Annotated in this window: 23 protein-coding genes and 1 pseudogene; 8 read left to right on the top strand and 16 right to left on the bottom strand. The window is 57.3% G+C overall.

Annotation, left to right across the window (positions count from 1 at the left end; all coding sequences use genetic code 11):
- Positions 1–123: 123 nt before the first annotated feature.
- Positions 124–1,263 (bottom strand): ABC transporter permease, encoded by a 1,140-nt coding sequence (locus AACH87_RS05500; RefSeq protein ID WP_338797753.1) that lies wholly within the window; start codon positions 1,261–1,263, stop codon positions 124–126.
- A gap of 49 nt (positions 1,264–1,312) precedes the next feature.
- On the opposite strand from AACH87_RS05500, the gene AACH87_RS05495 reads away from it, so the two are divergent.
- Positions 1,313–2,023, top strand: coding sequence for an ABC transporter ATP-binding protein (locus AACH87_RS05495; protein ID WP_338797752.1), 711 nt, complete (start codon positions 1,313–1,315; stop codon positions 2,021–2,023).
- Here the strand turns inward: AACH87_RS05495 and AACH87_RS05490 are convergent.
- From AACH87_RS05490 to AACH87_RS05480, 3 genes are all read right to left on the bottom strand, one after another.
- A complete protein-coding gene (locus AACH87_RS05490; RefSeq protein WP_338797751.1) occupies positions 2,020–3,276 on the bottom strand; it encodes an HlyD family efflux transporter periplasmic adaptor subunit in 1,257 nt (418 codons plus the stop codon). The genes AACH87_RS05495 and AACH87_RS05490 overlap by 4 nt on opposite strands.
- A complete protein-coding gene (locus AACH87_RS05485) occupies positions 3,263–4,639 on the bottom strand; it encodes a TolC family protein (RefSeq protein WP_338797750.1) in 1,377 nt (458 codons plus the stop codon). The genes AACH87_RS05490 and AACH87_RS05485 overlap by 14 nt, the downstream gene beginning before the upstream one ends.
- A gap of 671 nt (positions 4,640–5,310) precedes the next feature.
- The gene (locus tag AACH87_RS05480) at positions 5,311–5,685 is read right to left on the bottom strand and encodes a hypothetical protein (RefSeq protein WP_338797749.1); all 375 of its coding nucleotides are present in this window, start codon (positions 5,683–5,685) and stop codon (positions 5,311–5,313) included.
- Positions 5,686–5,935: 250 nt separating this feature from the next.
- Here AACH87_RS05480 and AACH87_RS05475 point away from each other — a divergent pair.
- A pseudogene (locus tag AACH87_RS05475) lies at positions 5,936–6,727 on the top strand (IS5 family transposase).
- Between the two features lie 8 nt (positions 6,728–6,735).
- On the opposite strand, the gene AACH87_RS05470 reads toward AACH87_RS05475, so the two are convergent.
- The 7 genes from AACH87_RS05470 to AACH87_RS05440 all read right to left on the bottom strand — a co-directional run bounded on the left by AACH87_RS05470 (position 6,736) and on the right by AACH87_RS05440 (position 13,607).
- Positions 6,736–7,860 (bottom strand): aldose epimerase family protein, encoded by a 1,125-nt coding sequence (locus AACH87_RS05470; RefSeq protein ID WP_338797748.1) that lies wholly within the window; start codon positions 7,858–7,860, stop codon positions 6,736–6,738.
- A 10-nt stretch (positions 7,861–7,870) separates the two neighbouring features.
- The gene (locus AACH87_RS05465; RefSeq protein WP_338797747.1) at positions 7,871–8,824 is read right to left on the bottom strand and encodes a DMT family transporter; all 954 of its coding nucleotides are present in this window, start codon (positions 8,822–8,824) and stop codon (positions 7,871–7,873) included.
- Positions 8,825–8,991: 167 nt separating this feature from the next.
- Positions 8,992–10,281, bottom strand: coding sequence for a TRAP transporter large permease (locus tag AACH87_RS05460; protein ID WP_338797746.1), 1,290 nt, complete (start codon positions 10,279–10,281; stop codon positions 8,992–8,994).
- A gap of 36 nt (positions 10,282–10,317) precedes the next feature.
- On the bottom strand, positions 10,318–10,815 hold the full coding sequence (locus AACH87_RS05455) for a TRAP transporter small permease (RefSeq protein WP_338797745.1): 498 nt from the start codon (positions 10,813–10,815) through the stop codon (positions 10,318–10,320).
- 66 nt (positions 10,816–10,881) lie between these two features.
- Positions 10,882–11,859, bottom strand: coding sequence for a TRAP transporter substrate-binding protein (locus tag AACH87_RS05450; protein WP_338797744.1), 978 nt, complete (start codon positions 11,857–11,859; stop codon positions 10,882–10,884).
- Positions 11,860–11,883: 24 nt separating this feature from the next.
- Positions 11,884–12,792 carry an SMP-30/gluconolactonase/LRE family protein gene (locus tag AACH87_RS05445; protein ID WP_338797743.1) on the bottom strand — a complete coding sequence of 303 codons (909 nt, stop codon included), beginning with the start codon at positions 12,790–12,792 and terminating at the stop codon, positions 11,884–11,886.
- Positions 12,789–13,607 (bottom strand): NAD(P)-dependent oxidoreductase, encoded by an 819-nt coding sequence (locus AACH87_RS05440; RefSeq protein ID WP_338797742.1) that lies wholly within the window; start codon positions 13,605–13,607, stop codon positions 12,789–12,791. The genes AACH87_RS05445 and AACH87_RS05440 overlap by 4 nt, the downstream gene beginning before the upstream one ends.
- Positions 13,608–13,728: 121 nt before the next feature.
- On the opposite strand from AACH87_RS05440, the gene AACH87_RS05435 reads away from it, so the two are divergent.
- The 6 genes from AACH87_RS05435 (at position 13,729) to mpl (ending at position 20,250) form a co-directional block, all read left to right on the top strand.
- Positions 13,729–14,457 carry a FadR/GntR family transcriptional regulator gene (locus AACH87_RS05435; protein WP_338797741.1) on the top strand — a complete coding sequence of 243 codons (729 nt, stop codon included), beginning with the start codon at positions 13,729–13,731 and terminating at the stop codon, positions 14,455–14,457.
- 194 nt (positions 14,458–14,651) lie between these two features.
- On the top strand, positions 14,652–15,563 hold the full coding sequence (gene kdgD, locus AACH87_RS05430; RefSeq protein ID WP_338797739.1) for a 5-dehydro-4-deoxyglucarate dehydratase: 912 nt from the start codon (positions 14,652–14,654) through the stop codon (positions 15,561–15,563).
- Between the two features lie 123 nt (positions 15,564–15,686).
- A complete protein-coding gene (locus tag AACH87_RS05425; RefSeq protein WP_338797738.1) occupies positions 15,687–16,160 on the top strand; it encodes a nuclear transport factor 2 family protein in 474 nt (157 codons plus the stop codon).
- Between the two features lie 30 nt (positions 16,161–16,190).
- Positions 16,191–17,144 carry a 2-hydroxyacid dehydrogenase gene (locus AACH87_RS05420; RefSeq protein ID WP_338797737.1) on the top strand — a complete coding sequence of 318 codons (954 nt, stop codon included), beginning with the start codon at positions 16,191–16,193 and terminating at the stop codon, positions 17,142–17,144.
- Between the two features lie 42 nt (positions 17,145–17,186).
- Positions 17,187–18,629, top strand: a complete 1,443-nt coding sequence (locus AACH87_RS05415; RefSeq protein ID WP_338797736.1) for an aldehyde dehydrogenase family protein — start codon at positions 17,187–17,189, stop codon at positions 18,627–18,629.
- Positions 18,630–18,825: 196 nt separating this feature from the next.
- Positions 18,826–20,250, top strand: coding sequence for a UDP-N-acetylmuramate:L-alanyl-gamma-D-glutamyl-meso-diaminopimelate ligase (mpl, locus tag AACH87_RS05410; protein ID WP_338797735.1), 1,425 nt, complete (start codon positions 18,826–18,828; stop codon positions 20,248–20,250).
- Between the two features lie 234 nt (positions 20,251–20,484).
- Here the strand turns inward: mpl and AACH87_RS05405 are convergent, their stop codons facing one another.
- The 5 genes from AACH87_RS05405 to AACH87_RS05385 form a co-directional block, all read right to left on the bottom strand.
- Positions 20,485–20,796: a hypothetical protein gene (locus AACH87_RS05405; RefSeq protein ID WP_273624696.1), complete on the bottom strand. Its 312-nt coding sequence runs from the start codon at positions 20,794–20,796 to the stop codon at positions 20,485–20,487.
- A gap of 110 nt (positions 20,797–20,906) precedes the next feature.
- Complete coding sequence (locus tag AACH87_RS05400) at positions 20,907–22,028, bottom strand: 3-deoxy-7-phosphoheptulonate synthase (protein ID WP_338797734.1); 1,122 nt, start codon at positions 22,026–22,028, stop codon at positions 20,907–20,909.
- Between the two features lie 308 nt (positions 22,029–22,336).
- Positions 22,337–22,879 carry a hypothetical protein gene (locus AACH87_RS05395; RefSeq protein WP_338797733.1) on the bottom strand — a complete coding sequence of 181 codons (543 nt, stop codon included), beginning with the start codon at positions 22,877–22,879 and terminating at the stop codon, positions 22,337–22,339.
- A gap of 179 nt (positions 22,880–23,058) precedes the next feature.
- The gene (gene tldD / locus AACH87_RS05390; protein WP_338797732.1) at positions 23,059–24,543 is read right to left on the bottom strand and encodes a metalloprotease TldD; all 1,485 of its coding nucleotides are present in this window, start codon (positions 24,541–24,543) and stop codon (positions 23,059–23,061) included.
- 75 nt (positions 24,544–24,618) lie between these two features.
- A complete protein-coding gene (locus AACH87_RS05385) occupies positions 24,619–24,957 on the bottom strand; it encodes a YegP family protein (RefSeq protein WP_338797731.1) in 339 nt (112 codons plus the stop codon).
- Between the last annotated feature and the right edge of the window lie 57 nt (positions 24,958–25,014).

The following is a 25,014-nucleotide window of genomic DNA, read 5'->3' as shown; positions in this document are numbered from 1 at the left end:
AAACATATCCTCAAGCACCAATGTCGTGGTTTTGGCAAAATCGAAAGTACGATCGCGCGGGTCAAAAATCTTAATGACGGATTTGAATTTCTACATGCACGCAAGTCTAGATGATCTTGACAGTTAATTAACAAAATTGATTGCATTTATCGGATTGAGCCGTGAGGCCTTGACGGCTGGATAAATTCCGAATGCAAGGCCTGTGCATATTGTTGAAACAATACTAATTAACGCCGCAGAAAAAGATATGGAAATAGGGAGTCCAATGAATAATTCAACAGACAGCGAAATTGTGAAGCCTAGAAAAGTTCCAAATATGCTGCCAGTAAAAGTTGCAAAAAATATCTCAAATAAGAAAAGCATTGTGACATCTGAAGGCTTTCCGCCTACGGCAAGACGAATACCAATTTCACGTGACCTTTCACGAGTTGTAAGTAACAGGGTACTGGCAATATTAATTGCACCCAAGACAATTGTGGAAATTGCACCAAACATGAGAAATTTTGCTATCAGTCTAGCCTGTGAAGAAATGAGTTCTGTTAATTGAGTTGGTCTTATTATTGCTGGATCAGGAGTGTAGCCCAAACTTCTGATTATTTTCTTAGCATATTCTGAAGTTTCATTTGTTGAATTGGCTGATGTTTTTACTAGCGCCATATCAAAACCCATAGGATTTTTAAAGTGGCTAATTGATTGATAGGTGAATATGCTACTAGAAATATCGAACGGCAAAACTTGAGGATAATTAATATTCTTTGCAATTCCAACAATCCTATAAAATTTTGATCCTATATTTAGCGTTTGTATAGAACTATCGTGTGGGTAGTTGATCTTTTTTGCAATCGTTGAGCCAATCACAATTGCCCCTGTATTGAGATCAAGGTCTGTAAGCATCCTACCAAATGAGACATCGAGAGCAACTATCCTATTGAAAGAGGGGGATGCATTTACAATATTATAAGACTGGTTATCCGCCAAATTAAAAACTTGAGAATTTTCAAAAATTATCTCTGACGTCAATTCTACGTTTGAAAGTAGCTGGGGTAATTTTTGAAAATCTTCTAATTTTAATCTTTTAAAACCAGAGTTAGTTGGCGCTTGAAGTCGAATTAGCCAAACATTCGGATGCAATTTTTGATGCTGCTCTTTAGCGTAGGCCCAAGACGAGTTGCCTAAGTTTATAGATAATGAAGTAATAGCCACACCAAGGACAATGCCGACTGTAGGAATTAAAGCTCTGGCTGGTGATCGCTTGAATGTCAAATACGCGTCATGCGCAATGTAAAAAATTCCAAGGAAATATCTAAATATCATGCGTTCCAAATATATAAATGAAGATTATAGAGATTCCAGAAGTTCACTGGTCGAACTCCAGGGTGTTGTAAAGACACACGGCAGTCAAAAAAATTCAATACTAAGCGGCATTGATTTTCAAATCAAACCTAGTGATTACGTAGCAATCACGGGAGTTTCAGGATGCGGAAAAAGTACATTACTCAATATTATAGGAATGCTAGATTATCCAGATGAAGGGAATTATTTTCTCGATGGTGAAAATATTTTCCAAAAAAATACAGCGGAACTTTCGGTACTCAGAGGAGAAAAGATTGGATTTATTTTCCAATCATTTTGCCTTGTGAGCAATAGAACAGCACTAGAAAACGTGATGATGCCATTGATTTATAGGGGGTGGAACAGAAATGAGGCAACAGAGCGTGCCAAATGCTTAATGAGTGAATTGAACCTATTTTCCAAAACGGATTGCTTTCCACACCAACTTTCAGGTGGACAACAACAAAGGGTTGCGATAGCAAGAGCTATAGCAGGTCGCCCCAAGATGGTATTGGCAGATGAACCCACGGGAAATTTGGACGCTGAAGCAACTCAGGACGTTATAAAAATAATCGAAAAAGTTGTAAGCTCCAATGGAGTGGCATTGGTGATGGTCACGCATGATAAAAATTTGTTTGATAGAGGAGGGAGAAAAATCGTTCTATCAGAAGGCCTAATAAGAGAGATCTAATAATCAAATTTTTTATGAATTATTTTATCGCCTTCTTTTAAATCACCAATAACTTCCGCCATCTCAGTGTCAATAGTCTTGGCTTTAATAAAAATTTTTTCTTCGCCCCCATCTGCTTTTATTTTAGTCACATATGTTATTGACATTTCCCCAGAGTATTCATTTTGAATAAACTTGATTGGTAAAACTAGACCTGTTTTGTTTTTTTCTAGCAGGATATGAACTAAGGCTGATGCGCCTTGAGGAATCTCATCAGAAAAATTTTCTAGTTTAATTCTTATTTCGTACCTATTGGCTTCCTCGCTGTGAGCAGTGTCACCTGATGGTAATCTTGAAAACGAAGAAACAATTCCAGAATAGGTTTTCTTTGTCGTAGAAATGAACTTAACATTCGCCGGCTGACCAATCTGAATCTTCTGATGTTCATCTTCAGCAACGAAACCTCGTATCTCTAATCCATCAAGACTATGTAGTCGGAAAAGAGACTCACCTCTTTTTACAAATCGCCCAACTTCGACGTTGAAGGATTCCCCTGGTTTGTTAGGGATTTCTCCAATTAATACATTACTATGTGATGTAATTTTTTGTTGAGATGCTAATTCATTTAGTTCATCAACTTTGATTTTGGCTAATGTAAAGTTTGTCTCAGCCAATGCAGCATCAACTCCTTTACTTTTCTGCAAGTTGTAGCTCAGATCATAATTTGCAGAATCCAATTGATCTCTTATCTGCTGATTTTGATTATATATTTCTTCCAGTTCATTTCTCGGAATAATACCCAAATCAAATAACCTTTGGCTTTCGAGTAACTTTTCTTCTCCCTTCTTTTGGGCTCTTTGTAAAATAGAAATTGTGCTACGCATGCGACTGGCATCAATGCCATCTTTCCAGTTCCTGATTTCATCCAACTCTTTTTTTGATTTTAGTAGATTTGCTTTGGCAAGCTTTATTTGATCGTCTAACTCTGTTAGCGACAGCTCAACAAGTACCTCCCCTGGCCCCTTTTTTTCGCCGAAGCGAAAGTTCTTTGCTTTTATATATGCATCAAAAGGAGCGGTTACATCGGTGATATTTCCAGATATCAATTTACCGGAGAATTCAAATGACTGGTTGGTACTTCCAATTTTAATTATTGTTGTTTCGCCTTGTATGGTTTCAACTTTGCGTAGTGCACCAAATAAATAATTTGATGCAAATATTGTTGCAACCAATATTACAATGCCTGCGAGCACTATTGGTTTAATTTTCGACACTTATTCCCCAAGTTTCTAGCGTGGTTCCAAGCTGGTTGTCCAGTATGGTTAAGTAGTTAAGATAATTAATCTTTGTGTCGATGCTGGAAAGTTCTGCTAGTCTTAGTTCTTCTTGATAGGACAAAAGTTGAAAATTAGAAGAACGACCAGCCTTGAATTTCTCTAGCTCTATTTCTATTTTCTTTTTGGACAAAACTATCCTTCGTTCGGATATCAATATTTGCCTTTCTAATATTTCAATATTTCTAACAATGGAAACAATGCTTCGTGCTATGCGTAGTTCCGACGCTTTTAATTCAACGAGCGATTTTTGCAGTTTCACATCTGCTTGCACGGCCGCACGCTCTGTGGAAAAATCATTTATAGGGATTTGAAGAACTAACCCCACTGATTTATCTTGCCTTGAATTTAATGGTGATTTGTATCGGGTAGAATTAATTTGAAGCGAAATTTCTGGCAACTGAGCATCTTTAGCAAGCCGCTTGGCAATTTCACTCTGCTCTGTCTGTAAAAGCATTGCTTGATAATCAGGATTTCTTGAGAGACCAGTGCTAATAATTTCCTCAATTTTTCCTAGTCTGACTGGTATGGCCTGGATTTCATCGACTGGATCAAACTGGGCACTTGTAGGAATTGCCATCCAAAGAGCTGAAAGTTCACTAGAGGCAACAAACTCTGCTAAAAGTGCTTGGTCGAGAGATTGTTCTTGACTAGATAAGTCGAAATCAACACTTAAATACTCACTCTCTGGTATTCGGCCCGCATCAATTAGTTCTCTAGTAATTTTCAAGAACTCTTTGGCTCTTTTTAAGCTTTGTTCTGCAATTATTCTTGCTTGCTTTGCTTTTTGAAGGTTTCTATAGAAAAAAATAACGTCCGTTATTTTTGAGGATATCAAATTTTTTCTTTGCAATTGAAGTATTTGATTTTGATTTTCAGCTATCTTTACGCTGGCGTACGAGTTTGAAAATCCGGCTCCTCGCAAAAGTGGCTGAGATATGGAAAGCATATCGTTTGCGTAATTTTTTGACCCATTACCAGCATCATTTAATTCCCAGGCGTAAGTTATTGACGCGCCAGTCGGAAGTGTCCAAGTTACTTTTGGGCCAATCGATTTTGAAAAATTAGCCACATTTTCTATCGAGTTTTTATATATTCCAGCATCAACAGAAAGAAGTGGGGTAAATTTTCTGTGGGCTAATTTAAGATCTGCACTTTCACTGGTTTTTTCCAGACGCGATAATAAAATACTATCGTTATTCGTCAGTGACTCTTTTATTGCTTCAGAAAGCTTTAGAGAGATCACGGTATGCTGTGCGGGAGCCGTTCTGGCTATGCATGTGAGGAAAATGATTAAAATCACGCCTGCCATTCCTTTGGATAGCAATCGTTTTTTTCCTAGTATGCCTGAATTGATGCTTGTTAACAATTTTTATAAATTTCAGACTTGCGTTGCCGATAACTACTATGTCATCAATTAACAGTAGTGGTGCGAAATGAGCTTAAATATTTCTTCTTCATCATCATTTTCAGAAAATCTTACACCATTAGTCTCTGCAGATAAATATCGAACCAGTGGAGCGGCTGCCAATGTCAGGTCAACAAGAAATCTTGATTTTTGGTGGGATTAAAGCGAAATTTTGCCTGAGGCGGTGATGCTTGCAAGTGAAGCTATCGATGTGAAAAGCCAGAAACCGTGTGGAATTCCTTGGCGAGTTACGATTTTAAGAATATACCATCAAAAGAATTAGCTTTTTTCGTACCCACGCTTGCCGAGACCGGGAACATTGATGATAAAAATGCGTTTCTTCTCATCGGAGATGAATTAACGCATAAAATCTACTGGATTCAAAAAAGGCTACCAATTTAATAAGAATGCTTGAGGAAATTTTGGTAGCGAATATTGCTATAGGCCCGTCGGCAATGGCTGGAAGAGACTATCATGTGAGAGCGCTTGACTAAACAAAAAGCTAGAATTTTTTGCTTTATCAAACCAAAATGAAATATAAAAAAGGGAGCATTTGCTCCCTTTTTTTATGGATGGCTGTACTTTAGTTTGTAGTTCCCATTGCCACCGCGTGAGTTCACGATGACATAGCGATAGGTGCCTGGCGGTTGATCCAGAGCTGAAAGTATTGCGCCACCTACATCCTTCCAAGAACCATTTACATTACGTTCGATCCTTGCATCCAGCGATGCGTTTGAAAGATTCGTCAACGAGCCCGTATGACTGCCCGTGCAACTCGTTGTGTAAGGTCCGATTACCACGAGGGTCGTGGAAGCTGGAATGCTTCCGGTGGGAGAGCCAGAAAAGTAAATCGTGCAGTTCGCCGCTTGGGCCTGCGTCAAACCTAAGCCCAGAGTAAGGGCACCGAAAGCAACAGCCTTCGCCAAAAACTTAGTACTCATGAATTCTCCCATTTTAGAAATGTACAAATAGTCGTACTTCGCTATTATCAACCAACGTTTAACAATTCGTCAACAATTTATTCTGTGCGTATCGTGCACATGAAGTACTATTTGCCACTGCATCAATGCAGCCTCAATTGGCGGGTGTGGGTGGCAGCCCATGTGAGTGCTTGAGTCACGCGACGTACCCTATTTAAGAGCCTGTCAAATTCTTTGCCTGAGGTGTGACTGCAGCTATGCTGCTGCGCCCATGAGAGCCAAGTACCCCAGCGACATCAGCCCAGAGCAGTTCGAACTCATCCGCCCTTTGCTGCAGAGTGCTCGCAAAGCAACCCACCCGCGCAGTGTTGATCTGTACGAGGTGTTTTGTGCGGTGCTGTATTTGCTGCGCACCGGTTACCAGTAGAGGGCGCTGCCAAGTGACTTTCCCAAGTGGCGTACGGTGCATGCGCACTTTGCGATCTGGAGTGAGCCGCGTGAGGGCAGCAGCCTGCTGGAGCAGGCCTTAAAAAATAAGGTTGGCGCGACCCGAGAGAGACTGGTGCGCAACGTCTCAAGCGAGTTCTTGATTGTGGACGCGCAGAGCGTGAAGAACACTGACACAGCGGCCTTGAAGGACTATGACGCAGGCAAGAAGGTCTCGGGCATCAAGCGTCACATTGCAGTGGACACGCAGGGGCCGCCACATGCTATCGCGGTTACCACCGCCGAGGTGACGGACCGCAAAGGAGTGTTGCAGGCCCTCAAGCGCTGCGAAGGTAGCTTGAGCCGTGTGAAAGGACTGCTTTGTGACAGCAGTTATGTGGGCAAGCCGTTCGCCCAAGGCATTAAAGACATTCTGAGTGCACATGTGAGCGTACAGATTGCCAAACGCTGCGAGCTTCACACGTTCAAGACGATGCCCCAGAGTTGGGTGGTCGAGCGCAGCTTTGCCTAGCTGGATAAGAACAGGTGATTGTGGAAGAACTGCGAGAGGCTGCTGAACACCAGCTTGCAGTTGATCCACTTGGCGTTATTGACTCTGCTACTCAAGAGATTTTGAACAGGTTCTCAGACACCAAACCGGTACACGATGGCCCCGCGCACCACTTCGCCCGGCAGCCACCAGCGCACGGGAAACGCGGGGTGGTTGGGGGCGTCTGGGTATTCCATGGGCTCCAGGCAAATGCCGTCGCCAGGCTGCCACAACCAGTCGCCCTGCCCCTGGCTGGCGCGCCCCAAGTCGCGTACCGGGTCGGCCTTGAGGCCATGCCCTGCATACACCTGCACACCGGGGGCTGTGCTCCACACCTGCATGCTGCGGCCACTGGCAGGGTCGGCCAGCTGCGCCACGGGGCGCAGGCCCGCAGGCGTGACGGGTGAGGCCGGAGCCGCACCCCAGGCTTGTGAGGACTGCGGCGCATCGTCCAGCACCAGGTAGTGGTCCAGACCGCCTGCACGCGCCAGTTGCTCATGCGGCTGGGCTGCGGCGTCGCCCACGCTGCGGGGTTGGCGAAAATCAAAGGGCGTATCGGCCACAGATTCCAGCGTGCCCAGCGGGCACACATCGGCAGCCAGCGGCACGTAGCGGCTTGCTGGCACCTGCAGCGTGTGGCCATGGGTGCTGCCCACCCCAGCCAAGTTGAAGAATGCGTGGCCCGTGGGGTTGAACACGGAGGGAGCATCGGCCACCTCGGCAGACCAGGCCATGTGCAAGGCATTGTCTGGCGCTGCGTGCAGGTGCAGCGTGAGCCGCACGGTGCCGGGCACCCCGTCATCTTCGGTGCGGAAGGTGTGGGTCAGTGTGATGGCATCGGGCTGCACGGCCTGCACGGCAAACACCTGAAAGCGGCAGCCCAGCGGCCCGCCGTGGTGGTGGTGCGGCCCGCTGTTGGTGGGCAACTGCAGCGTGCAACCGCCGGGCATGCGCAATTGCCCGGTGCGCAGGCGCCCCGCCCAGCGGCCAATGAAGGCCCCCATGGAAAGCTGCCCGTCCAGATAGCCCTGCAGGCTGGGATAGCCGAGGGTGACATCCACCAGGCCGCCTTGCCCGTCGGGTACGGCCAGCTGCACCAGGCGCGCGCCGTAGTTGCTGACGGCCACCTGCAGGCCGCCCGCACCGCGCAGGGTGTACAGGTCGGTGCGCTGGCCGTGCAGCTCTTGTTGAAACGCGTCGCGTGAAAGTGTGTAAGCCATGTGCCCGAGTTTATTTGGCTGGCGCGGTGGAGGCTGCAGCCTTGGGGACTGGGGCGTCGCGCGTGACCAGCCAAATGCCTAAGCACACCAGCACCAGGGCGAGCAGGTTCTTCCACTCCAGCAGCGCCTCGCCCAAAAAGATGGCTGAAAGCACCGCGCCAAACACCGGCACCGAGAAGTTGAACACGGTGATCTGGCTGACCCGGTTGTGCTTGAGCAGCAGGCTCCACAGCGAAAACGCGGCTGACGACAACAGCGCCAGGTACACCAGCAGCAGGGTGGATTGCCAGGTGAAGCCGGTGAGCGAGCCCCCCAACCCCCAGCCAATGGCCAGCAGCGCCGCGCCGCCCAGGGCCAGCTGCCAGCCGGTCATGACCATCGAATCCATGCGCTGCGACACCTGCTTGCCGTAGATGCTGGCCGCGGCCAGCACAAAGGCGGCGATCACCACAAAGCCCTCGCCCAGCAGGGTGAAGTCCATGTCAAGCGTGCCCCGCCCCAGGTTGACCACCATCACCCCGGCAAAGCCCACGACACAGCCCCAGATCTTGGCGTGGCTCAGACGGTCGTTGTGATAGATCCAGTGCGCCAGCAGCACGCTAAAAAAAGTGCCTGTGGCATTCATGATGGAGCCCTTCACCCCCGTGGTGTAGGCCAGGCCAATGTAGAAAAACACGTACTGCAGCGTGGTCTGCGCCAGCCCCAGCACCACCAGTTGCCGCACAGCCCCGGCCCCCAGCCCCCAAACGGGGCGACGCGTGGCCAGTGCCAGGGCCAGCAGGGCCAGCCCCGCCCACAGAAAGCGCCAGCCCGCAAACACCAGCTTGGTGGGCACATCATGGGCAGCGATGCCAAACCACTCGTAGCCCGTCTTGATGGCCGGATAAGAACTGCCCCAGAGCAGGCAGCACAGCAGCGCAAGGGCTACAACGATTTTGCGGTCTGAGAAGCGGGAAGAACCCATGCAATAGCCTTTCTTCAAATGCAGCCTTCTGAGAATCCGTTCCAAGAAGCTGCGTTGGTCACACAAAGCTGCGCAGGGCAGCAGAAGGAAAAACGGGCGGGTACCCAAGGCACCCGCCCGCAAAGCCAGAGGGCAAGGCCCGCTGGCGTACCTCCATCAGTCAGCGCTCAACCCGTCTTCAGGATCAGGTTGGGCAGCCACATCGAGAACGAAGGCACATAGGTGACCAGTGCCAGCGCCACGATGAGCGCGCCATAGAAGGGCCAGATGGTCTTCATCACAGCGCCAACCGAGATGCCACCGATGGTGCAGCCAATGAACTGGGTGGTACCCACCGGAGGCGTGTTCAGACCCAGTGCGCAATTGATCAGCATGACGATGCCGAACTGCTCGGTGGTCATGCCAAACTGCTGGCAGATGGGCAGGAAGATCGGTGTGCAGATCAGGATGGTGGCAGCCATGTCCAGGAACGTGCCCAGAATGAACAGGATGACGTTCACGCTCAGGAAGATGACCCAGGGGGTGGTGCTCATGGAGCGCAGCGCCTCTGCAGTCATCTCCGCCACGCCGTACAGGCCGATGAGGTAGCCGAACATGGAGGAAATGCCAATCAGCAGCAGCACGGTGCCCGTGGTCTTCACGGCCTTGGAAGCTGCCTTGAGGAACTGCTCACGGGTCAGGCGGCGGTATACCAGTGCCGAGAGGAACAGGGCCCAGACCACTGCCACAGACGCGGATTCCGTGGCAGTGAAGGCGCCAGACAAGATGCCGACGATGATGATCACCACCACCGCCAGACCGGGCACGGAGGCCTTGAACGACATCCACACGATGGCCCAGCCGGGGAACTCGCCCGCGGGGTAGCCGCGCTTGACGGCCACGAAGTACGCAGCAGCCAGATTACAGATGGTCAACAGCAATGCAGGCACGATACCGGCAAGGATCAGAGCCGCAATGCTCACCTTGCCACCCGCCGCCAGCGCAAAGATGATGAGGTTGTGCGAAGTGGGCATGAGCGCACCTACCAGCGAGGCGTGCGTGGTCACGTTCACCGCATAGTCGGCGTGGTAGCCCTCTTTCTTCATTTGCGGGATCAGCACCGCCCCCATGGCCGACACGTCTGCCACCGGAGAACCGGAGACTCCGCCGAACAGCGTGCAAGCCAGCACGTTGCTCATGCCCAGACCGCCACGTACGTGGCCTGCAAGGCTCTTGGCAAAGTCCACGATGCGGTCGGCAATGCCGCCGTACATCATGATTTCGCCGGCAAAAATGAAGAACGGGATGGCCAGGAACGAAAACGGATTCATCCCCGAAATCATTTGCTGAAAGCCTACCGCCAGGGGCAAGCCTTCATAAAGAATGGTGGCCAGCGATGACAGGCCGATGGAAAAAGCCACGGGCACGCCCAGCAGCAGAAGCAGCGTGAAGCTCACGCACAGAATGGTCAAAGCCATGATGAAAATCTCGGTGGGTGTCTGAGAGTGAAAGGCTCAATACCAGGCGGGCTCGACTTCTGTGCCACGCACCAGGGCAATGATGTGTTCGAGTGAAAACAGCGACACCAGCACCCCCGCAAAGGCAGGCGGTACGTACTTGAACGCTTCGGAAATACCCAGGGTGGGAATCTTGTAATCCATGACCGACTCGGCCAGCACACCGCAGTTCCAGGCCATCACCACGCCGAAGATGAGCACCAGCACATGGATCAGGATTTCCATTTTCAGGCGCAGCCACTCGGGGGCCAGCACCAGGAAGGACTCCAGGCCAATGTGGCCTGCGTCACGCACGCCCACTGCCATGCCCAGCATGGTGACGTAGAGCACCAGCAGCACGGCGCCGCTTTCAGCCCAGGTAGGGGTGTCATTGAAGATGTAGCGGCCGATGACCTGGTAAAGCACGGCAAAGACCAGCAGCACCATGCCAGCGACGCCCACCATGAGGCAGGAGCGTGCGATGAAGGCGCACAGCCGCGTGTAGAGATTGAACATACGGATGACTTCAGGAGGGGCCGCGGGTTCATCGCCCACGACCTGTTGACATGCCTTAAGGGGCGATTACTTCACTGCCTCGATGCGCTTGACCATGTCCTGCAGCTTGGGGTCCTTCAGGAACTTGTCGTACACAGGCTTCATGGCTGCCTTGAAGGGAGTCTTGTCCACTTCAATGATTTCAGCACCACCGGCCTTGACGATGGCCAGCGACTTCTCTTCGCGCTCGTCCCACAGCTTGCGCATGTAGACCACCGACTCTTTGGCAGCAGCGCGGATGGCCTTTTGCTCATCCGCACTCAGCTTGTCCCACACGCGCTTGGAGAACAGCAGGATTTCGGGTGCCATGGAATGCTCGGTCTTGTTGAAGTACTTGGCGACTTCAAAGTGGCGCGAGCTTTCGTAGCTGGGGTAGTTGTTTTCGGCAGCATCCACCAGACCGGTCTTCAGAGCCGTATACACCTCGCCGAACGGCATGGGCGTTGCGTTGGCACCCATGGCTTCAAGCAGGGACACCCACAGATCGCTTTGCTGCACGCGCACCTTCAGCCCCTTGGCATCGGCCAGGGTCTTGATGGGCTTTTTGGCGGTGTAGATGGAGCGTGCACCGCTGTCATAGAACGCCAGACCCACGAAGCCCTGCGATTCGCAGTCTTTCAGAATCTCGTCACCAATCGCACCGTCCAGCACCTTGCGCATGTGTTCCTTGTCGCGGAACAGGAAAGGCATGGTGGGCACCATGGTGGCGGGACAGATGTTGTTCATCGGTGCCACGTTCACGCGGGTCATGGCAATGGCACCCAGCTTGGTCTGCTCGATGGTGTCCTTCTCGATACCCAGAGCACCCTTCGAGAAGACCTTGATGGAGTGTTTGCCACCTGTGGCTTTGGAGAGCACTTCGCTCATGTGGCGCACGGCCAGCACGGTGGGGTAGTCATCGGGGTGGATATCCGAAGAGCGGAATTCGGTGGCCTGTGCAGCCAGGCTGCCCAGCGCAACACCAACGGCAACAGCAATGCGGCCCAGAAGATGTGGAAGTTTCATGGGTTGTCTCCTTGGTTGATGGGGTCAACGCCCCGATGTGGTCGATGAAAAAGGGGTTTCAGGCAGGCCGCACACGCCAGGCCGGGTGACGAACACCGCGCCGCCGTGGGCTACGTCATCTCCTGCGGGTTGGGCCGGACGAATGGAGGTGATGAACAGCGTGTCCAGAGCGGGTCCGCCAAAGCTGCACATGGAAGGTTTGCTGCCAGGCACCCGGATGGAGCGATCCAGACGCCCTTCTGGGGTGAAGCGGTGCACCATGCCCGCGTCGTTGGCACAAATCCAGTAGCAGCCCTCGGCATCCACCGCTGCGCCATCAGGTCGGCCGGGCAGGTCTTTCATGTCCACCAGCAGCTTGCGCTCACCCAGACTGCCGTCGTCATGCAGGGGCAAGGTCCAGATCTTCTGCACCGACGGGTGGCTGTCGCTGAGGTACATGGTGCGCCCGTCCGGGCTGAAGCCCAGACCGTTCTGCGTGACCAGCCCCTGCACCAGCGGGGCAGAGAGGCCTGAAGCGTCCGTGCGATACAGCCCGCCCGCGGGTCGGGCCAGCGACATATCGCGCACCATGGTGCCTGCCCAGAAGCGCCCCTGGCGGTCGCAGCGTCCGTCGTTGAAGCGCATGCCTGCTTCCGGGTGATGCACCATGGACAGCAGCTTGCAGTCAAGCAGACCTGCAGCACCGGGACGTACGTGAAAGACACCCGACTCCATGCCTGCAATCAATCCACCGTCGGCGTGCAACGCCACGCAGGCGATGCGCTCTGGCGCAGCCCAGCTGGTGAGCTGGCCATCGGCCATCGACCAGCGGCGCAATGCGGGCGCCTCAATGTCCACCCAGTACAGCGCCTGCTCGGTCACGCTCCACACAGGGCTTTCGCCCACCGCATCCAGGTGCCCTGGCAACAGAATGTCTACGGCGGGCTGAGTCATTCGAAAGGCCCTGTGCGCACAAACGGACCACCCTGAAAGATCACGGCGGGGTCTGTCATGTCGGGATTGGGGTCAGCCGCCTCGATCTTGGCGCGGAAGGGCTCCGAGCTGTCTTGCGGGCGGTAGCCGATATGACGGGCCAGGGTGTTGTCCCACCAGGTGGTGGTGTTGTCGCCCATGCCATAGATGATGCTGTGACCCACCACAGGGGCTGTGAGGCTACTCACCACCAGGCGCTCCAGGTCGTCGTAGCTCATCCATGTGGCCAGCATGCGGCGGTTGCGCGGCTCAGGGAAAGACGAGCCGATGCGCAGGCAGACGGTTTCAATACCGTAGCGGTCGAAATAAAAACGTGAGAGATCTTCACCAAACGCCTTGGACAGGCCATAGAGCCCGTCGGGGCGCTTGGGGTCGCGCAGGCCGACCACTTCATCCTGGCGGTAGAAGCCGGTGACATGGTTGGAACTGGCAAACACGATGCGCTTGACGCCCTGCTTGCGAGCCGCTTCGTACAGGTTGTAGGCACCAATGATGTTGGCCTGCAGGATGGGCTCCCAGGGCTGCTCGGTGGATACACCGCCCAGGTGCACCACGGTGTCCACATCCTTGAGCAATTCCAGCACCGCGGTGGCATCTTCCAGCTTGGCAGGGCAAAGTTCCTCGCCCGCTTGCGCCTCGCCCAGATCGGCAATGTCCGACAGACGGACCGTGTTGCAGTAAGCCTTCAGGCGGGTACGCAATTCACGCCCCAGGCCGCCTGCAGCGCCGGTGAGCAGAATGCGGTTGAATCGGATCGATGTCGGGTGACTAGGCATGGCAATTCGGCTGGTTCTTGGTACAGTGACACTCATCACAGTTGAACGTCATCAGTTGTCGTACAACGAAACACAATGTACTACGTAGTTCCACGAAGAAACATAGGGATAACACCGAGACATGAACACCGACACCACACTCCGCCGCAAGCCCCGCACGTTGGCCCTGGAGCTGGTGGATTCGCTGGGCGACCGCATTCGTGACGGTCGGCTGGCCGTGGGCGACAAGCTGCCCACAGAGGCCGCGATCATGGCCGAATTCGACGTCAGCCGCACCGTGGTCCGGGAGGCCATTTCCAAGCTGCAAGCCTCGGGTCTGGTGGAAACGCGCCACGGCATCGGCACCTTCGTTCTGGGCGTTGGGCAGACCCCCGGCTTCAAGATCACGCCTGAGCAATTCAGCACCTTGCGCGATGTGATTGCCGTGCTGGAGTTGCGCATTGGCGTCGAGACCGAGGCCGCCGCCCTGGCCGCCCTGAGGCGCACCGAGGCCAACCTGAACACCATGCGGCAGGCACTGAACGCCGTGGCCCAGGCTGTGGACGAAGGACGAGACGCCGTGGCCTCGGATTTCCAGTTTCACCTGGAGATTGCACGCGCCACCCAGAACAGCCATTTCACCGAGTTGATGAGCACACTGGGCAGCATGATCATCCCGCGCGCACGACTGGAGAGCCCTGACGACCAGAGCGACGAACGCCGCCAGTACCTTCGCCGGGTCAATGGCGAACACGAAAACATTTTCGACGCCATCGTGGCGCAAGATCCCGACGCCGCACGCGCTGCGATGCGCACCCACCTGGCCAACAGCCGCGAGCGCCGCCGTCGTGCCCAGGCCGAGGCCAGCTGATCCGGCCTGAGAGCCTACCCAAGAGGTCTTCGCGAACAACAAGCCATCGGCGCGCTACCCCATCAGTAGTAACCCGATGGCTTTTTCTTGATTTACGTTGTACGATGACATACAACATGAAGTTCTCATGTTCTGAGATACCCCACTCATGAGGGTTCTCGGAAATCCCCATTTATTGCCTACGGAGCCCGACCATGTCCCCTCAAGAACTCAAAAGCGTATTGCAAGCTGGCCTGTTGTCCTTCCCACTGACCGACTTCGACAGCAACCTGCGCTTTGCCCCCAAGCCCTACGCTGACCGCCTGGAATGGCTGCAGCCTTACGGCGCTTCGGCCCTGTTCGCTGCGGGCGGCACAGGTGAGTTCTTCTCGCTGGAGCCCGGTGAATACAGCGAAGTGATCAAGGTGGCTCTGGCCACCTGCAAGAACCGCACCCCCATCATCGCGGGCGCTGGCGGTGGTACCACCCTGGCCATTCAATACGCACAGGAAGCTGAGCGCCTGGGCGCCCAAGGCATCTTGCTGCTGCCCCACTACCTGACCGAAGCCAGCCAGGAAGGCCTGATTGCCCACGTGCAGGCCGTGTGCAAGAGCGTGAAGTTTGGCGTGGTGGTCTACAACCGCGGCGGCTGCCGCCTGACACCTGCCAGCCTGCAAGTGCTGGCCGACACCTGCCCTAACCTGATCGGTTTCAAGGATGGGATTGGCGACATCGAGAAGTTCGTCAGCATCCGCCAGACCCTGGGTGACCGCTTTGCCTACCTGGGCGGCCTGCCTACCGCCGAGCTGTTTGCAGGTGCCTACAAGGCCATGGGCTGCCCCGTGTACTCGTCGGCCGTGTTCAACTTCATCCCCAAGACAGCGATGGAGTTCTACAACGCCCACGCTGCGGGCGACACTGCGACCTGCGACCGCCTGATCCGCGACTTCTTCCTGCCCTACATCGCACTGCGCAACCAGGGTGAAGGCTATGCGGTATCCATCGTCAAGGCGGGTGCCACCATCGCAGGCCACAGCGCCGGCCCTGTGCGCCCACCGCTGTCTGACCTGAAGCCTGCCGAAGTGGAGCAACTGCGCGCACTGATGGCACCCCTGGGCCCCCAGTAAACCGCCCTGCGCAGAACCCATAACCACAAGGCGCACGAACTGCTCAACAGGTTCCAAGCGCCATCCCGGCCCCAGCCCACTGGGGCTTTCTGCTTTATCCAACCACCATCCGAGGAGACACTCATGAACCCTATCGCTTCCGCTTCCCATTGGACCTATCGCTGCGCTCAAGGCGTCACCCTGGCTGCAGCGCTGATCGCAGCCCCCCTGGTGGCACACGCCCAGGCCACCCCCGATGAGCAAGCCGTGGCCTCTGTGGTGGAGAAACTGCGCGCAGCCATGGTGGACCCGGACCAGGCCGTGCTCAAAGACCTGACCAGCCCGCTGCTGAGCTACGGGCACTCCGGCGGCAAGATTGACACCCAGGCCAGCTTCATTGCAGCGCTGATGGATGGCTCCTCTGATTTCGTGTCCATCACCTTGTCGGACCAGACCATCAGCGTGTCGGGCAACGTGGCCGTGGTGCGCCACACGCTGTCGGGCGCAACCAATGATGGTGGCAAGCCCGGCAATGTGACCATCAAGGTCCTCACGGTGTGGCAAAAGGACGGCAGCCAATGGCGTCTGCTGGCCCGCCAGGCCGTGCGCCCCGCCTGATACTCTTACCCATCATTTACCGGACCGACCATGCAACCTTTGCAACGTGTACTGCAGGCGGGCAAGCTCGTGCCAGCCCTGGATCAGGCCTTGCACGCCCGCTACTCTGTTCACCGGCTGGCTGACGAAGCCGATGCCCAGGCATTTCTGGCGACACACGGTGCCCAGTTTGATGCCGTTGTGACGAGCGCAGCCATCGGCTTGCCCGCGCACTATCTGGAGTCATTGCCATCGGTCCGGGTCATCTCCAGCTTTGGCGTGGGCCTGGACAAGATCCCCGTGAAGGAAGCCCAGGCGCGCGGCATTGCCGTGGGCTACACGCCCGACGTTCTCAACGACTGCGTGGCAGACACGGCTTTCGCACTGATGCTGGATGTGGCGCGCCGCACCACAGAGGCGGACCGATTTGTGCGCGCAGGCCAGTGGGCCCGGCTGGGAGGCAACAGCTTTGGACTGGGGCGCAAGGTCAGTGGTGCGCGCATGGGCGTGGTGGGCCTGGGCCGCATCGGCCAGACCATTGCAAGGCGCAGCCTGGGCTTTGACATGGAAGTGCGCTACCACAGCCGTCGGCCCGTGGCAGGAGTGCCTTGGCATTACGAGGCATCGCTGGTCGATCTGGCGGCCTGGTGCGACTTTCTGGTCGTCGTCACGTCTGGCGGCCCCGCCACGCGACACCTCATCAATGAAGACGTACTCAATGCGCTGGGCTCCACAGGCTTTCTCATCAACGTGGCACGCGGCACGGTGGTAGATGAAGCCGCATTGATCCGCGCGCTGCAGGACGGTCGCATCGCTGGTGCCGGACTCGACGTGTTCGAGAACGAGCCCCACGTGCCCGACGCCCTGATGGGCATGGACAACGTGGTGCTGCTGCCGCATATTGCCAGCGCCACGCACGAAACCCGCCAAGCCATGGGCCAGCGGGTGATGGACAACCTGGAAGCGTTTGAGCGCACTGGCCAACTGGTCTCTGCCGCGTATTGAACGCGCCCTGGAAAGCTCTCTTATTTTTACCAACCCACCCAAATGACCATGAAACAGAACCTCATTGGCGGCCAATGGACCGAAGGCGTCCGCACCTACCAGAACACCAACCCCTCCGACACGCGCGATGTGATCGGTGACTACGCCGTGGCCAGCCGCGAACAGGCGCTGCAAGCCGTGGCAGCCGCGCACGCTGCCTTCCCGGCCTGGAGCCTGTCCACACCCCAGCAGCGCTTTGACATCCTGGACGCGGTGGGCAACGAAATCATCGCCCGCAAGGCCGAGCTGGGCGACCTGCTGGCCCGCGAGGAAGGCAAAACCCTGCCCGAAGCGATTGGCGAAGTGGGCCGCGCTGCAGCCATCTTCAAGTTCTTTGCTGGCGAAGCACTGCGCCCCGGTGGCGAAGTGCTGCCGTCGGTGCGCCCTGGCGTGGGCGTGGAAATCACCCGCGAGCCCCTGGGTGTGATCGGTCTGATCACCCCCTGGAACTTCCCTATCGCCATCCCCGCCTGGAAGATTGCCCCGGCCCTGGCCTATGGCAACACCGTGGTGTTCAAGCCCGCAGAGGTGGTGCCTGGCTCGGCCTGGGCGCTGGCCGACATCCTGCACCGCGCAGGCCTGCCCGCAGGCGTGTTCAACCTGGTGATGGGCCGTGGCTCTGAAGTGGGCGCCGTGCTGCTCGAAGACGAGCGCATCGCGGGCGTGAGCTTCACCGGCTCCGTCGGCACTGGCCAGCGCGTGGCGGCTGCCTGCGTGGGCCGTGGTGCCAAGGTGCAACTGGAGATGGGCGGCAAGAACCCGTTTGTGGTGCTGGACGATGCCGACCTGAACGTGGCCGTAGGTGCCGCCATCAACAGCGGCTTTTTCTCCACCGGCCAGCGCTGCACCGCCAGCAGCCGCGTGATCGTGACCGAGGGCATCCACGACCGCTTCGTGGCCGCCATGATCGAAAAGATGAAGACCCTGAAGGTAGATGACGCCCGCAAGGCCGGCACCGACATCGGCCCAGTGGTGGACGACCGCCAGCTGGCGCAAGACCTGGAGTACATCGCCATCGGCCAGAAGGAAGGTGCCAAGCTGCACGGCGGCGAAGCCCTCGCCACCAACGCAGACGGCGCACCAGGCTACTACCTGCGCCCCGCCCTGTTCACTGAAACCACGCCCGAGATGCGCATCAACCGCGAAGAAATCTTTGGCCCCGTGGTCAGCATCCAGCGTGTGAAGGGCTACGACGAAGCCCTGGCCCTGGCCAACGACACGCCTTTTGGCCTGGCCAGCGGCATTGCCACCACCAGCCTGAAATACGCCACCCACTTCAAGCGCCACGCCCAGGCGGGCATGGTGATGGTGAACCTGCCCACCGCTGGCGTGGACTACCACGTGCCGTTTGGTGGCCGCAAGGGCAGCAGCTACGGCCCACGCGAGCAAGGCCGTTACGCCGCCGAGTTCTACACCACCGTGAAGACGGCCTACACCCAGGCCTGATGACGGACCCACGCGGGGGCGCAATGCCCTCGCCGTTTTTTCGCACTCCTGCCACCCTGCAACAGGGACATCGGCACGGCAGGGGTGCCATTTCTTCCCGATCATTCAGCGCACTGGCTTCATCACCTGGCCCTGGTGCGCAGCGTGCGCGCCAGCAGACCGAGCCCCCCATGGCCCGTCATTAGAATCCCCCGCCATGCACATACACATACTCGGAATCTGCGGAACCTTCATGGGCGGCCTGGCAGCCCTCGCCCGCGAGGCAGGGCACAAGGTCACCGGCTGCGATGCCGGGGTCTACCCCCCCATGAGCGACCAGCTCCGCGCCCTGGGCATTGACCTGATTGAAGGCTTTGGGGCCGAGCAGCTGGCGCTGCAACCCGACATGTTTGTGGTGGGCAACGTGGTCAGCCGTGCCCGTCTGGCCGATGGCTCACCCAAGTTCCCGCTGATGGAAGCCATTCTGGACGCAGGCTTGCCCTACACCAGCGGCCCCCAGTGGCTGGCCGAGCATGTGCTGCAAGGCCGCCATGTGCTGGCCGTGGCGGGCACGCATGGCAAGACCACCACCACCTCCATGCTGTCGTGGATTCTGGAGAGCGCAGGCTTGCAGCCGGGCTTTCTGATCGGTGGCGTGCCGCTGAACTTCGGCATCTCTGCCCGCCTGGGCGCCGCGCAGCGCCCACAACCCGGCCCTGGCGCGCAAGGTCAGCGCCCGCTGTTCGTGATCGAGGCGGACGAGTACGACACCGCCTTCTTCGACAAGCGCAGCAAGTTTGTGCACTACCGCCCCCGCACGGCAGTGCTGAACAACCTGGAATTTGACCACGCCGACATCTTTGACGACCTGGCTGCCATCGAGCGCCAGTTCCACCACCTGGTGCGCACCGTGCCCCCCTCGGGCCGCGTCGTGACCAACGGGCTGGAAGAGAGCCTGACCCGTGTCTTGAACAAAGGCTGCTGGAGCGAGGTGAGCAGCTTTGGTGCTGCCGTGAGCGACTTCACGGCCGAAGGCGACCCGCAGGCCTTTGATGTATTGCACCAAGGCCGCAAAGTGGCGCGGGTGGAATGGGCGCTGACCGGCGTGCACAACCAGCTCAATGCGCTAGCGGCCATCGCCGCCGCGCAGGATGTGGGCGTCCACCCCGAGGTGGCCGCTGCCGCGCTGGGCCAGTTCCAGAACGTGAAGCGCCGCATGGAGCTGCGCGGTACCGTGCGCGGCATTGCCGTGTACGACGACTTTGCGCACCACCCCACCGCCCTGCGCACCACGCTGGATGGCCTGCGCCGCAGCCTGGGGGCGGAAGCCCGCATCCTGGCCGTGTTCGAGCCCCGCAGCAACACCATGAAGCTGGGGGCCATGAAAAGCCAGCTGCCCTGGGCGCTGGAGCCTGCCGATCTGGTGTTCTGCCACACAGCGGGGCTGGACTGGGATGCCGCCGAAGCCCTGGCACCGCTGGGCGTGGGCATGGGCCAACGTGCGCAGACTGCACCAGACATTGCCACCCTGGTGGAGCAGATCACCCAGGCCGCTCGCCCCGGCGACCATGTGGTGTGCATGAGCAATGGCGGTTTTGGCGGCATCCACGCCCGGTTGCTGGAGGCGCTGCAACGCGGGTAACGCTACGGCAACGTTACAAGCACTATAAAAACAATAGCTGCCTGCACTTATCCATCAAGCGCTGGCAGCTATTTTTATGCTCATCACTTGTGGAATGGCAATGCTGAAGCTCGGCCGCTTGGAGCGGCTCACACAAGCCAGCGAAGCGACCCTGGCCAGGCGTTGCGTCGCAGGCAGTACAAGCAGTACGACAAGACGGAACAACGAGGCCAGGGGGGGTTGTGTTGGCCGCTCTCAGTACGTGATGGCCATGGCTGGCACATCCACACGCACGATCGGCCGCGCCAGCGCCGCACTGGCCGCCAGGGCAAAGCGCTGGCCCCACTCTGCTTGCGAGAACAATGCTGCCCCGGCAGCCTGCGCCACGGTCAGCACCTTGTCGGCCAGCAAGACTTTGCCGCTGGCCCGCAGCGGCTCGCAGTCGAGCGTGGTGAATTGCTCGTCCAGCCACAGGCGGGCGGCCTCGTGGGCCATGGGCTCCGCGCTGGACAGGTCAAAACGGTATTCCTGATCGGCAGCCAGACGGACGGATACTTCACTGGGCATGGGGTGACCTCGTTGCAATCGTGGAAGAACTGGGATGAGTTCCGGTGAGCTTACACGCTGTGCCCACCGGGTGCATCTCCGTCTTTTCCCTGTAGCGCCAGCCCGCCGCTTCAGCGAGCGCGGCGCGCCTGCACGGCAGCCGACAGGTCTGCCAGCGCCGTCAGCGAGTCGTCCCAGCCCAGGCAGGCATCGGTGATGCTCTTGCCGTACTCCAGCGCACAGGCATCGTCCTTGCCGGGGGTGAACTTCTGCGCCCCCGCGTTGATATGGCTTTCGATCATCACGCCGAACACGCTGCGCGAGCCGCCTGCAATCTGGGCCGCAATGTCACGCGCCACATCCAGCTGGCGCTCGTGCTGCTTGTTGCTGTTGGCGTGGCTGCAGTCCACCATCAGCGTGGCGGGCAGCTTGGCGGCCTCCAGGTCCTTGCAGGCGGCGGCCACGCTGGCAGCGTCGTAATTGGGGGCCTTGCCGCCACGCAGGATCACGTGGCAATCCTTGTTGCCGTTGGTGTTGACGATGGCGACCTGGCCATTCTTGTGCACGGACAGGAAGTGGTGACCGCGGCTGGCCGACTGGATGGCATCCGTGGCAATGCGGATGTTGCCGTCTGTGCCGTTCTTGAAACCGATGGGAGCGGACAGGCCCGAAGCCAGCTCGCGGTGCACCTGGCTCTCGGTCGTGCGGGCACCAATGGCACCCCAGGCAATCAGGTCGCCAATGTACTGGGGAGAGATCACGTCCAGGAACTCGCTGCCCGCAGGCATGCCCAGGCGGTTGATGTCGATGAGCAGCTGGCGCGCAATGCGCAGGCCTTCGTCGATGCGGTAGGTCTCGTCCAGGTAGGGATCGTTGATGAGGCCCTTCCAGCCCACGGTGGTGCGGGGCTTTTCGAAGTACACGCGCATCACGATCTCGAGCGTGTCCTTGTACTGCTCGCGCACCACCTTCAGGCGGCGGGCGTAATCGAGCGCAGCCACGGGATCGTGGATGGAGCAGGGGCCGATGATGACGAGCAAGCGATCGTCCTGTCCGGCCATGATGTTGTGGATGTTCTTGCGGGTCTGGCTGATGAGCCCTTCCACCGGCGTGTTGCTGATGGGGAAGAAGCGGATCAGGTGTTCGGGAGGAGGCAACACGGTGATGTCCTTGATACGTTCGTCGTCGGTCTGGCTGGTTTTGTCGACGCTGCGGTACCAGGCATCGCTGGCGGGAGTGGCTTGCACGCTCATGTTGTCTTCCTCGTGAGGGTTGAAAGATGAAAAAAACGGGGGGCTGAAAAAACAAAAACCGCCGGGCTTTTCAGCTTCGGCGGTTGTCTGGTGAAGGTTTTTTAGGTGCTTGCGCGTTTCCCTCTCATCCGCCTGGGACCGAGATAAAAAACCAAAAATAAAACGCGCTGCGAACTTGCATGTCTTTCAATGTAGCACAGCCTGGGGGTGGTTCGGCAAGGGCGGCGTCACTCGCTGGCCCCAAAAAACCACAGGCGACTTCAGCGCGCTGTGATCCTGGAAGCATCGGAACCGGAGAAAGAGGCGACTCAGCCCCGGCTTCCCAGCCAACGACGCCGCAAGCGATCCCACCAGCTTGCAGGGCGGGAAGCCGTTGAAGCGTCGTCTGTGGTGGTATCCGCCCGCCCATCATGTTCATACATGTCGATGAGCAGCAAGGCCTCGCCCAAGGTACGCCATGCCAGCAACTCAAACCGGTCAAAGCAGGCGGCTTCGCCGCTGCTGCGCTGCTCCAGCGCCTGCTTCCAGGCACTGATGGCAGAACGCAGTTCCCACAGGGCTCGCTGATAAGCGTCGAACTCGTACAGCCCATGCCATGCAGAGCCCAAGCCGGTCAACAGCAACTGGTGTTCTCGCGCATTCTGAAAAAGCTGGGTTGCAGCGCGCAGGATGACGGCCGCATCGGTGCTGGAGCGGCGGGCGCGCACGGCCTCTTCGATCAGACCAGAGAGCACGCTCAGGCTGTCACGCAACTGGCGCGAATCCTCGTCGGCCACACCTTCGCGCAGAAAGCGGCTGATGTCTCCAAAAGACTGAAGACTGGGTGGCAGGGATGTGCGCGGCACGGACATGCGGCGATTGTGCGCCCGGCACGGTGCTCTGTGCAGGTCCGCACAGACGCAGCCGGGGCCCTGGGCAGCAGGCAACCACCTGCAGGTGGCCGCCACGCAACACAAGCCTCAGCTTTTAACGATGTTTTTACACTCTCAAAGATGCTTGCTGCGCAAGCGCAGCTCAGCGCAAAACCCGCTCAGGCCGTTCCGCCGACGGTCAGGCCCTCAATGCGCAGCGTGGGCTGCCCCACGCCAACCGGCACGCTCTGGCCTTCCTTGCCGCAAGTACCTACGCCGCTGTCCAGGCGCATGTCGTTACCGATCATGGTGACCTTCTTGAGCGACTCCGGGCCGCTGCCCACGATGGTCGCGCCCTTGACGGGATACTGGATCTTGCCGTTTTCCACCCAGTAAGCCTCGCTGGCGGAGAACACGAATTTGCCGGAGGTGATATCCACCTGCCCACCCCCAAAGTTGCTGGCGTACAGCCCCTTTTTGATGCTGGCAATGATTTCCTGCGGGTCCTTGTCGCCGCCCAGCATGTAGGTGTTCGTCATGCGGGGCATGGGGATGTGGGCGTAGCTCTCGCGGCGACCATTGCCCGTGGGCGCAACCCCCATGAGGCGGGCGTTCAGCGAATCCTGGATGTAGCCACGCAGAATGCCGTCCTCGATGAGCACATTGCGCTGGCTGGCGTTGCCCTCATCGTCCACGTTCAGCGAACCACGGCGGTCGGCAATGGTGCCATCGTCCAGCACCGTGACGCCCTTGGCCGCCACCCGCTGGCCAATGCGGCCACTGAAGGCGCTGGAACCCTTGCGGTTGAAGTCTCCTTCCAGCCCGTGGCCCACGGCTTCGTGCAGCAGAATGCCTGGCCAGCCCGAGCCCAGCACCACCGTCATCTCGCCAGCAGGTGCAGGACGGGAATCCAGGTTCACCAGCGCGGCGTTGACTGCCTCATCCACATACTGGCCGAGCAGTGCATCGTCAAAATAAGCCAGACCAAAACGCCCGCCACCACCGGCAGATCCCATTTCGCGGCGGCCGTTCTGCTCTGCAATGACCGTGATCGAGAGACGCACCAGAGGGCGCACATCTGCCGCCAGAGTGCCGTCGGCACGGGCCACCAGCACCACGTCGTACTCGCTCGCCAGGCCCGCCATCACCTGGGCCACGCGGGGATCTTTGGCGCGGGCGCGCTGCTCCAGACGCTCCAGCAGGGCCACCTTGGCTGTGCTGTCCAGCGAGGCGATGGGGTCTACGCCCTGGTATAGGCTGCGGCTGGTGGCGACCTTTTTGGCAGGCACACGCACCCGCCCCGCCTGGGCCACTGACGAGATGGAACGCACGGTGCGCGCTGCGTCCAGCAAAGAGGCCTCGGAAATATCGTCCGAGTAGGCAAAGGCTGTCTTTTCGCCACTCACGGCGCGCACGCCCACGCCCTGGTCAATGCTGAAGGAGCCCGTCTTGACGATGCCCTCTTCCAGGCTCCAGCCTTCGCTGCGGGTGTACTGGAAATACAGGTCCGCATCGTCCACCTGATGGGCGCGAATCTCCGCCAGAGCGCGGGCCAAATGGCTCTCGTCCAGCCCGAACGGGGTCAGGAGCAGTTCGCGGGCAACATCAATACGTTGGGTGGTGGCAGCGCGCTGGGGCGCAGCAGTAGAGGAGCGAAAGGTCATCGCCACATTTTAGGCGCGCAACCCCATCCCCGCCGCCACAGGGGGAAACCACCAGAGTGAGCCCCGCAGATGGAATCAGGATGCCGTCAGGTCGTGCAGGCTGGCATCCTGCGCATGGCATTGCACGGCCTCAATGCCCGCATCCCGGGCCTTGGCGCCCGAGTACATCTGGCTCTGGCCAATGACCTGCCCGTTGGCGGCCTTGAGGGTGAAGTACGGTGCGCCGTTGCGGGCGCACAGACGTCCGTAGCGGGCGTCATGGGGAGCGTGCTTTTTGACCGACTCAATGCCCTGCAGGGCACTGGCATGCGAGTGGTAAGTCTCGCTGGTCAGTATGACCTGCCCGTTGGACGCGAGCAGGTTGAACACGAACTTGTCGTCGGACGTCTTTTTCAGCTCGAACTTGGCCGCCATCGGAAACACCTCCAAGAGACCCCACTGCGCGCGTTGTACCCGCTGTGGCGGGGCGCA

The organism is Acidovorax sp. DW039 (assembly GCF_037101375.1).
GTDB lineage: Bacteria > Pseudomonadota > Gammaproteobacteria > Burkholderiales > Burkholderiaceae_C > Acidovorax.
This window is presented reverse-complemented; position numbering and strand designations above follow the sequence as displayed.

Coding starts and splice junctions, on each gene's coding strand:
- AACH87_RS05480 (WP_338797749.1), bottom strand. CDS start 5,685: ATGAGTACTAAGTTTTTGGCGAAGGCTGTTGCTTTCGGTGCCCTTACT.
- mpl (WP_338797735.1), top strand. CDS start 18,826: ATGCACATACACATACTCGGAATCTGCGGAACCTTCATGGGCGGCCTG.
- AACH87_RS05405 (WP_273624696.1), bottom strand. CDS start 20,796: ATGCCCAGTGAAGTATCCGTCCGTCTGGCTGCCGATCAGGAATACCGT.
- AACH87_RS05460 (WP_338797746.1), bottom strand. CDS start 10,281: ATGGCTTTGACCATTCTGTGCGTGAGCTTCACGCTGCTTCTGCTGCTG.
- AACH87_RS05435 (WP_338797741.1), top strand. CDS start 13,729: ATGAACACCGACACCACACTCCGCCGCAAGCCCCGCACGTTGGCCCTG.
- AACH87_RS05420 (WP_338797737.1), top strand. CDS start 16,191: ATGCAACCTTTGCAACGTGTACTGCAGGCGGGCAAGCTCGTGCCAGCC.
- AACH87_RS05495 (WP_338797752.1), top strand. CDS start 1,313: ATGCGTTCCAAATATATAAATGAAGATTATAGAGATTCCAGAAGTTCA.
- AACH87_RS05445 (WP_338797743.1), bottom strand. CDS start 12,792: ATGACTCAGCCCGCCGTAGACATTCTGTTGCCAGGGCACCTGGATGCG.
- AACH87_RS05455 (WP_338797745.1), bottom strand. CDS start 10,815: ATGTTCAATCTCTACACGCGGCTGTGCGCCTTCATCGCACGCTCCTGC.
- tldD (WP_338797732.1), bottom strand. CDS start 24,543: ATGACCTTTCGCTCCTCTACTGCTGCGCCCCAGCGCGCTGCCACCACC.
- AACH87_RS05425 (WP_338797738.1), top strand. CDS start 15,687: ATGAACCCTATCGCTTCCGCTTCCCATTGGACCTATCGCTGCGCTCAA.
- AACH87_RS05450 (WP_338797744.1), bottom strand. CDS start 11,859: ATGAAACTTCCACATCTTCTGGGCCGCATTGCTGTTGCCGTTGGTGTT.
- AACH87_RS05440 (WP_338797742.1), bottom strand. CDS start 13,607: ATGCCTAGTCACCCGACATCGATCCGATTCAACCGCATTCTGCTCACC.
- AACH87_RS05415 (WP_338797736.1), top strand. CDS start 17,187: ATGACCATGAAACAGAACCTCATTGGCGGCCAATGGACCGAAGGCGTC.
- AACH87_RS05395 (WP_338797733.1), bottom strand. CDS start 22,879: ATGTCCGTGCCGCGCACATCCCTGCCACCCAGTCTTCAGTCTTTTGGA.
- AACH87_RS05400 (WP_338797734.1), bottom strand. CDS start 22,028: ATGAGCGTGCAAGCCACTCCCGCCAGCGATGCCTGGTACCGCAGCGTC.
- kdgD (WP_338797739.1), top strand. CDS start 14,652: ATGTCCCCTCAAGAACTCAAAAGCGTATTGCAAGCTGGCCTGTTGTCC.
- AACH87_RS05465 (WP_338797747.1), bottom strand. CDS start 8,824: ATGGGTTCTTCCCGCTTCTCAGACCGCAAAATCGTTGTAGCCCTTGCG.
- AACH87_RS05385 (WP_338797731.1), bottom strand. CDS start 24,957: ATGGCGGCCAAGTTCGAGCTGAAAAAGACGTCCGACGACAAGTTCGTG.
- AACH87_RS05470 (WP_338797748.1), bottom strand. CDS start 7,860: ATGGCTTACACACTTTCACGCGACGCGTTTCAACAAGAGCTGCACGGC.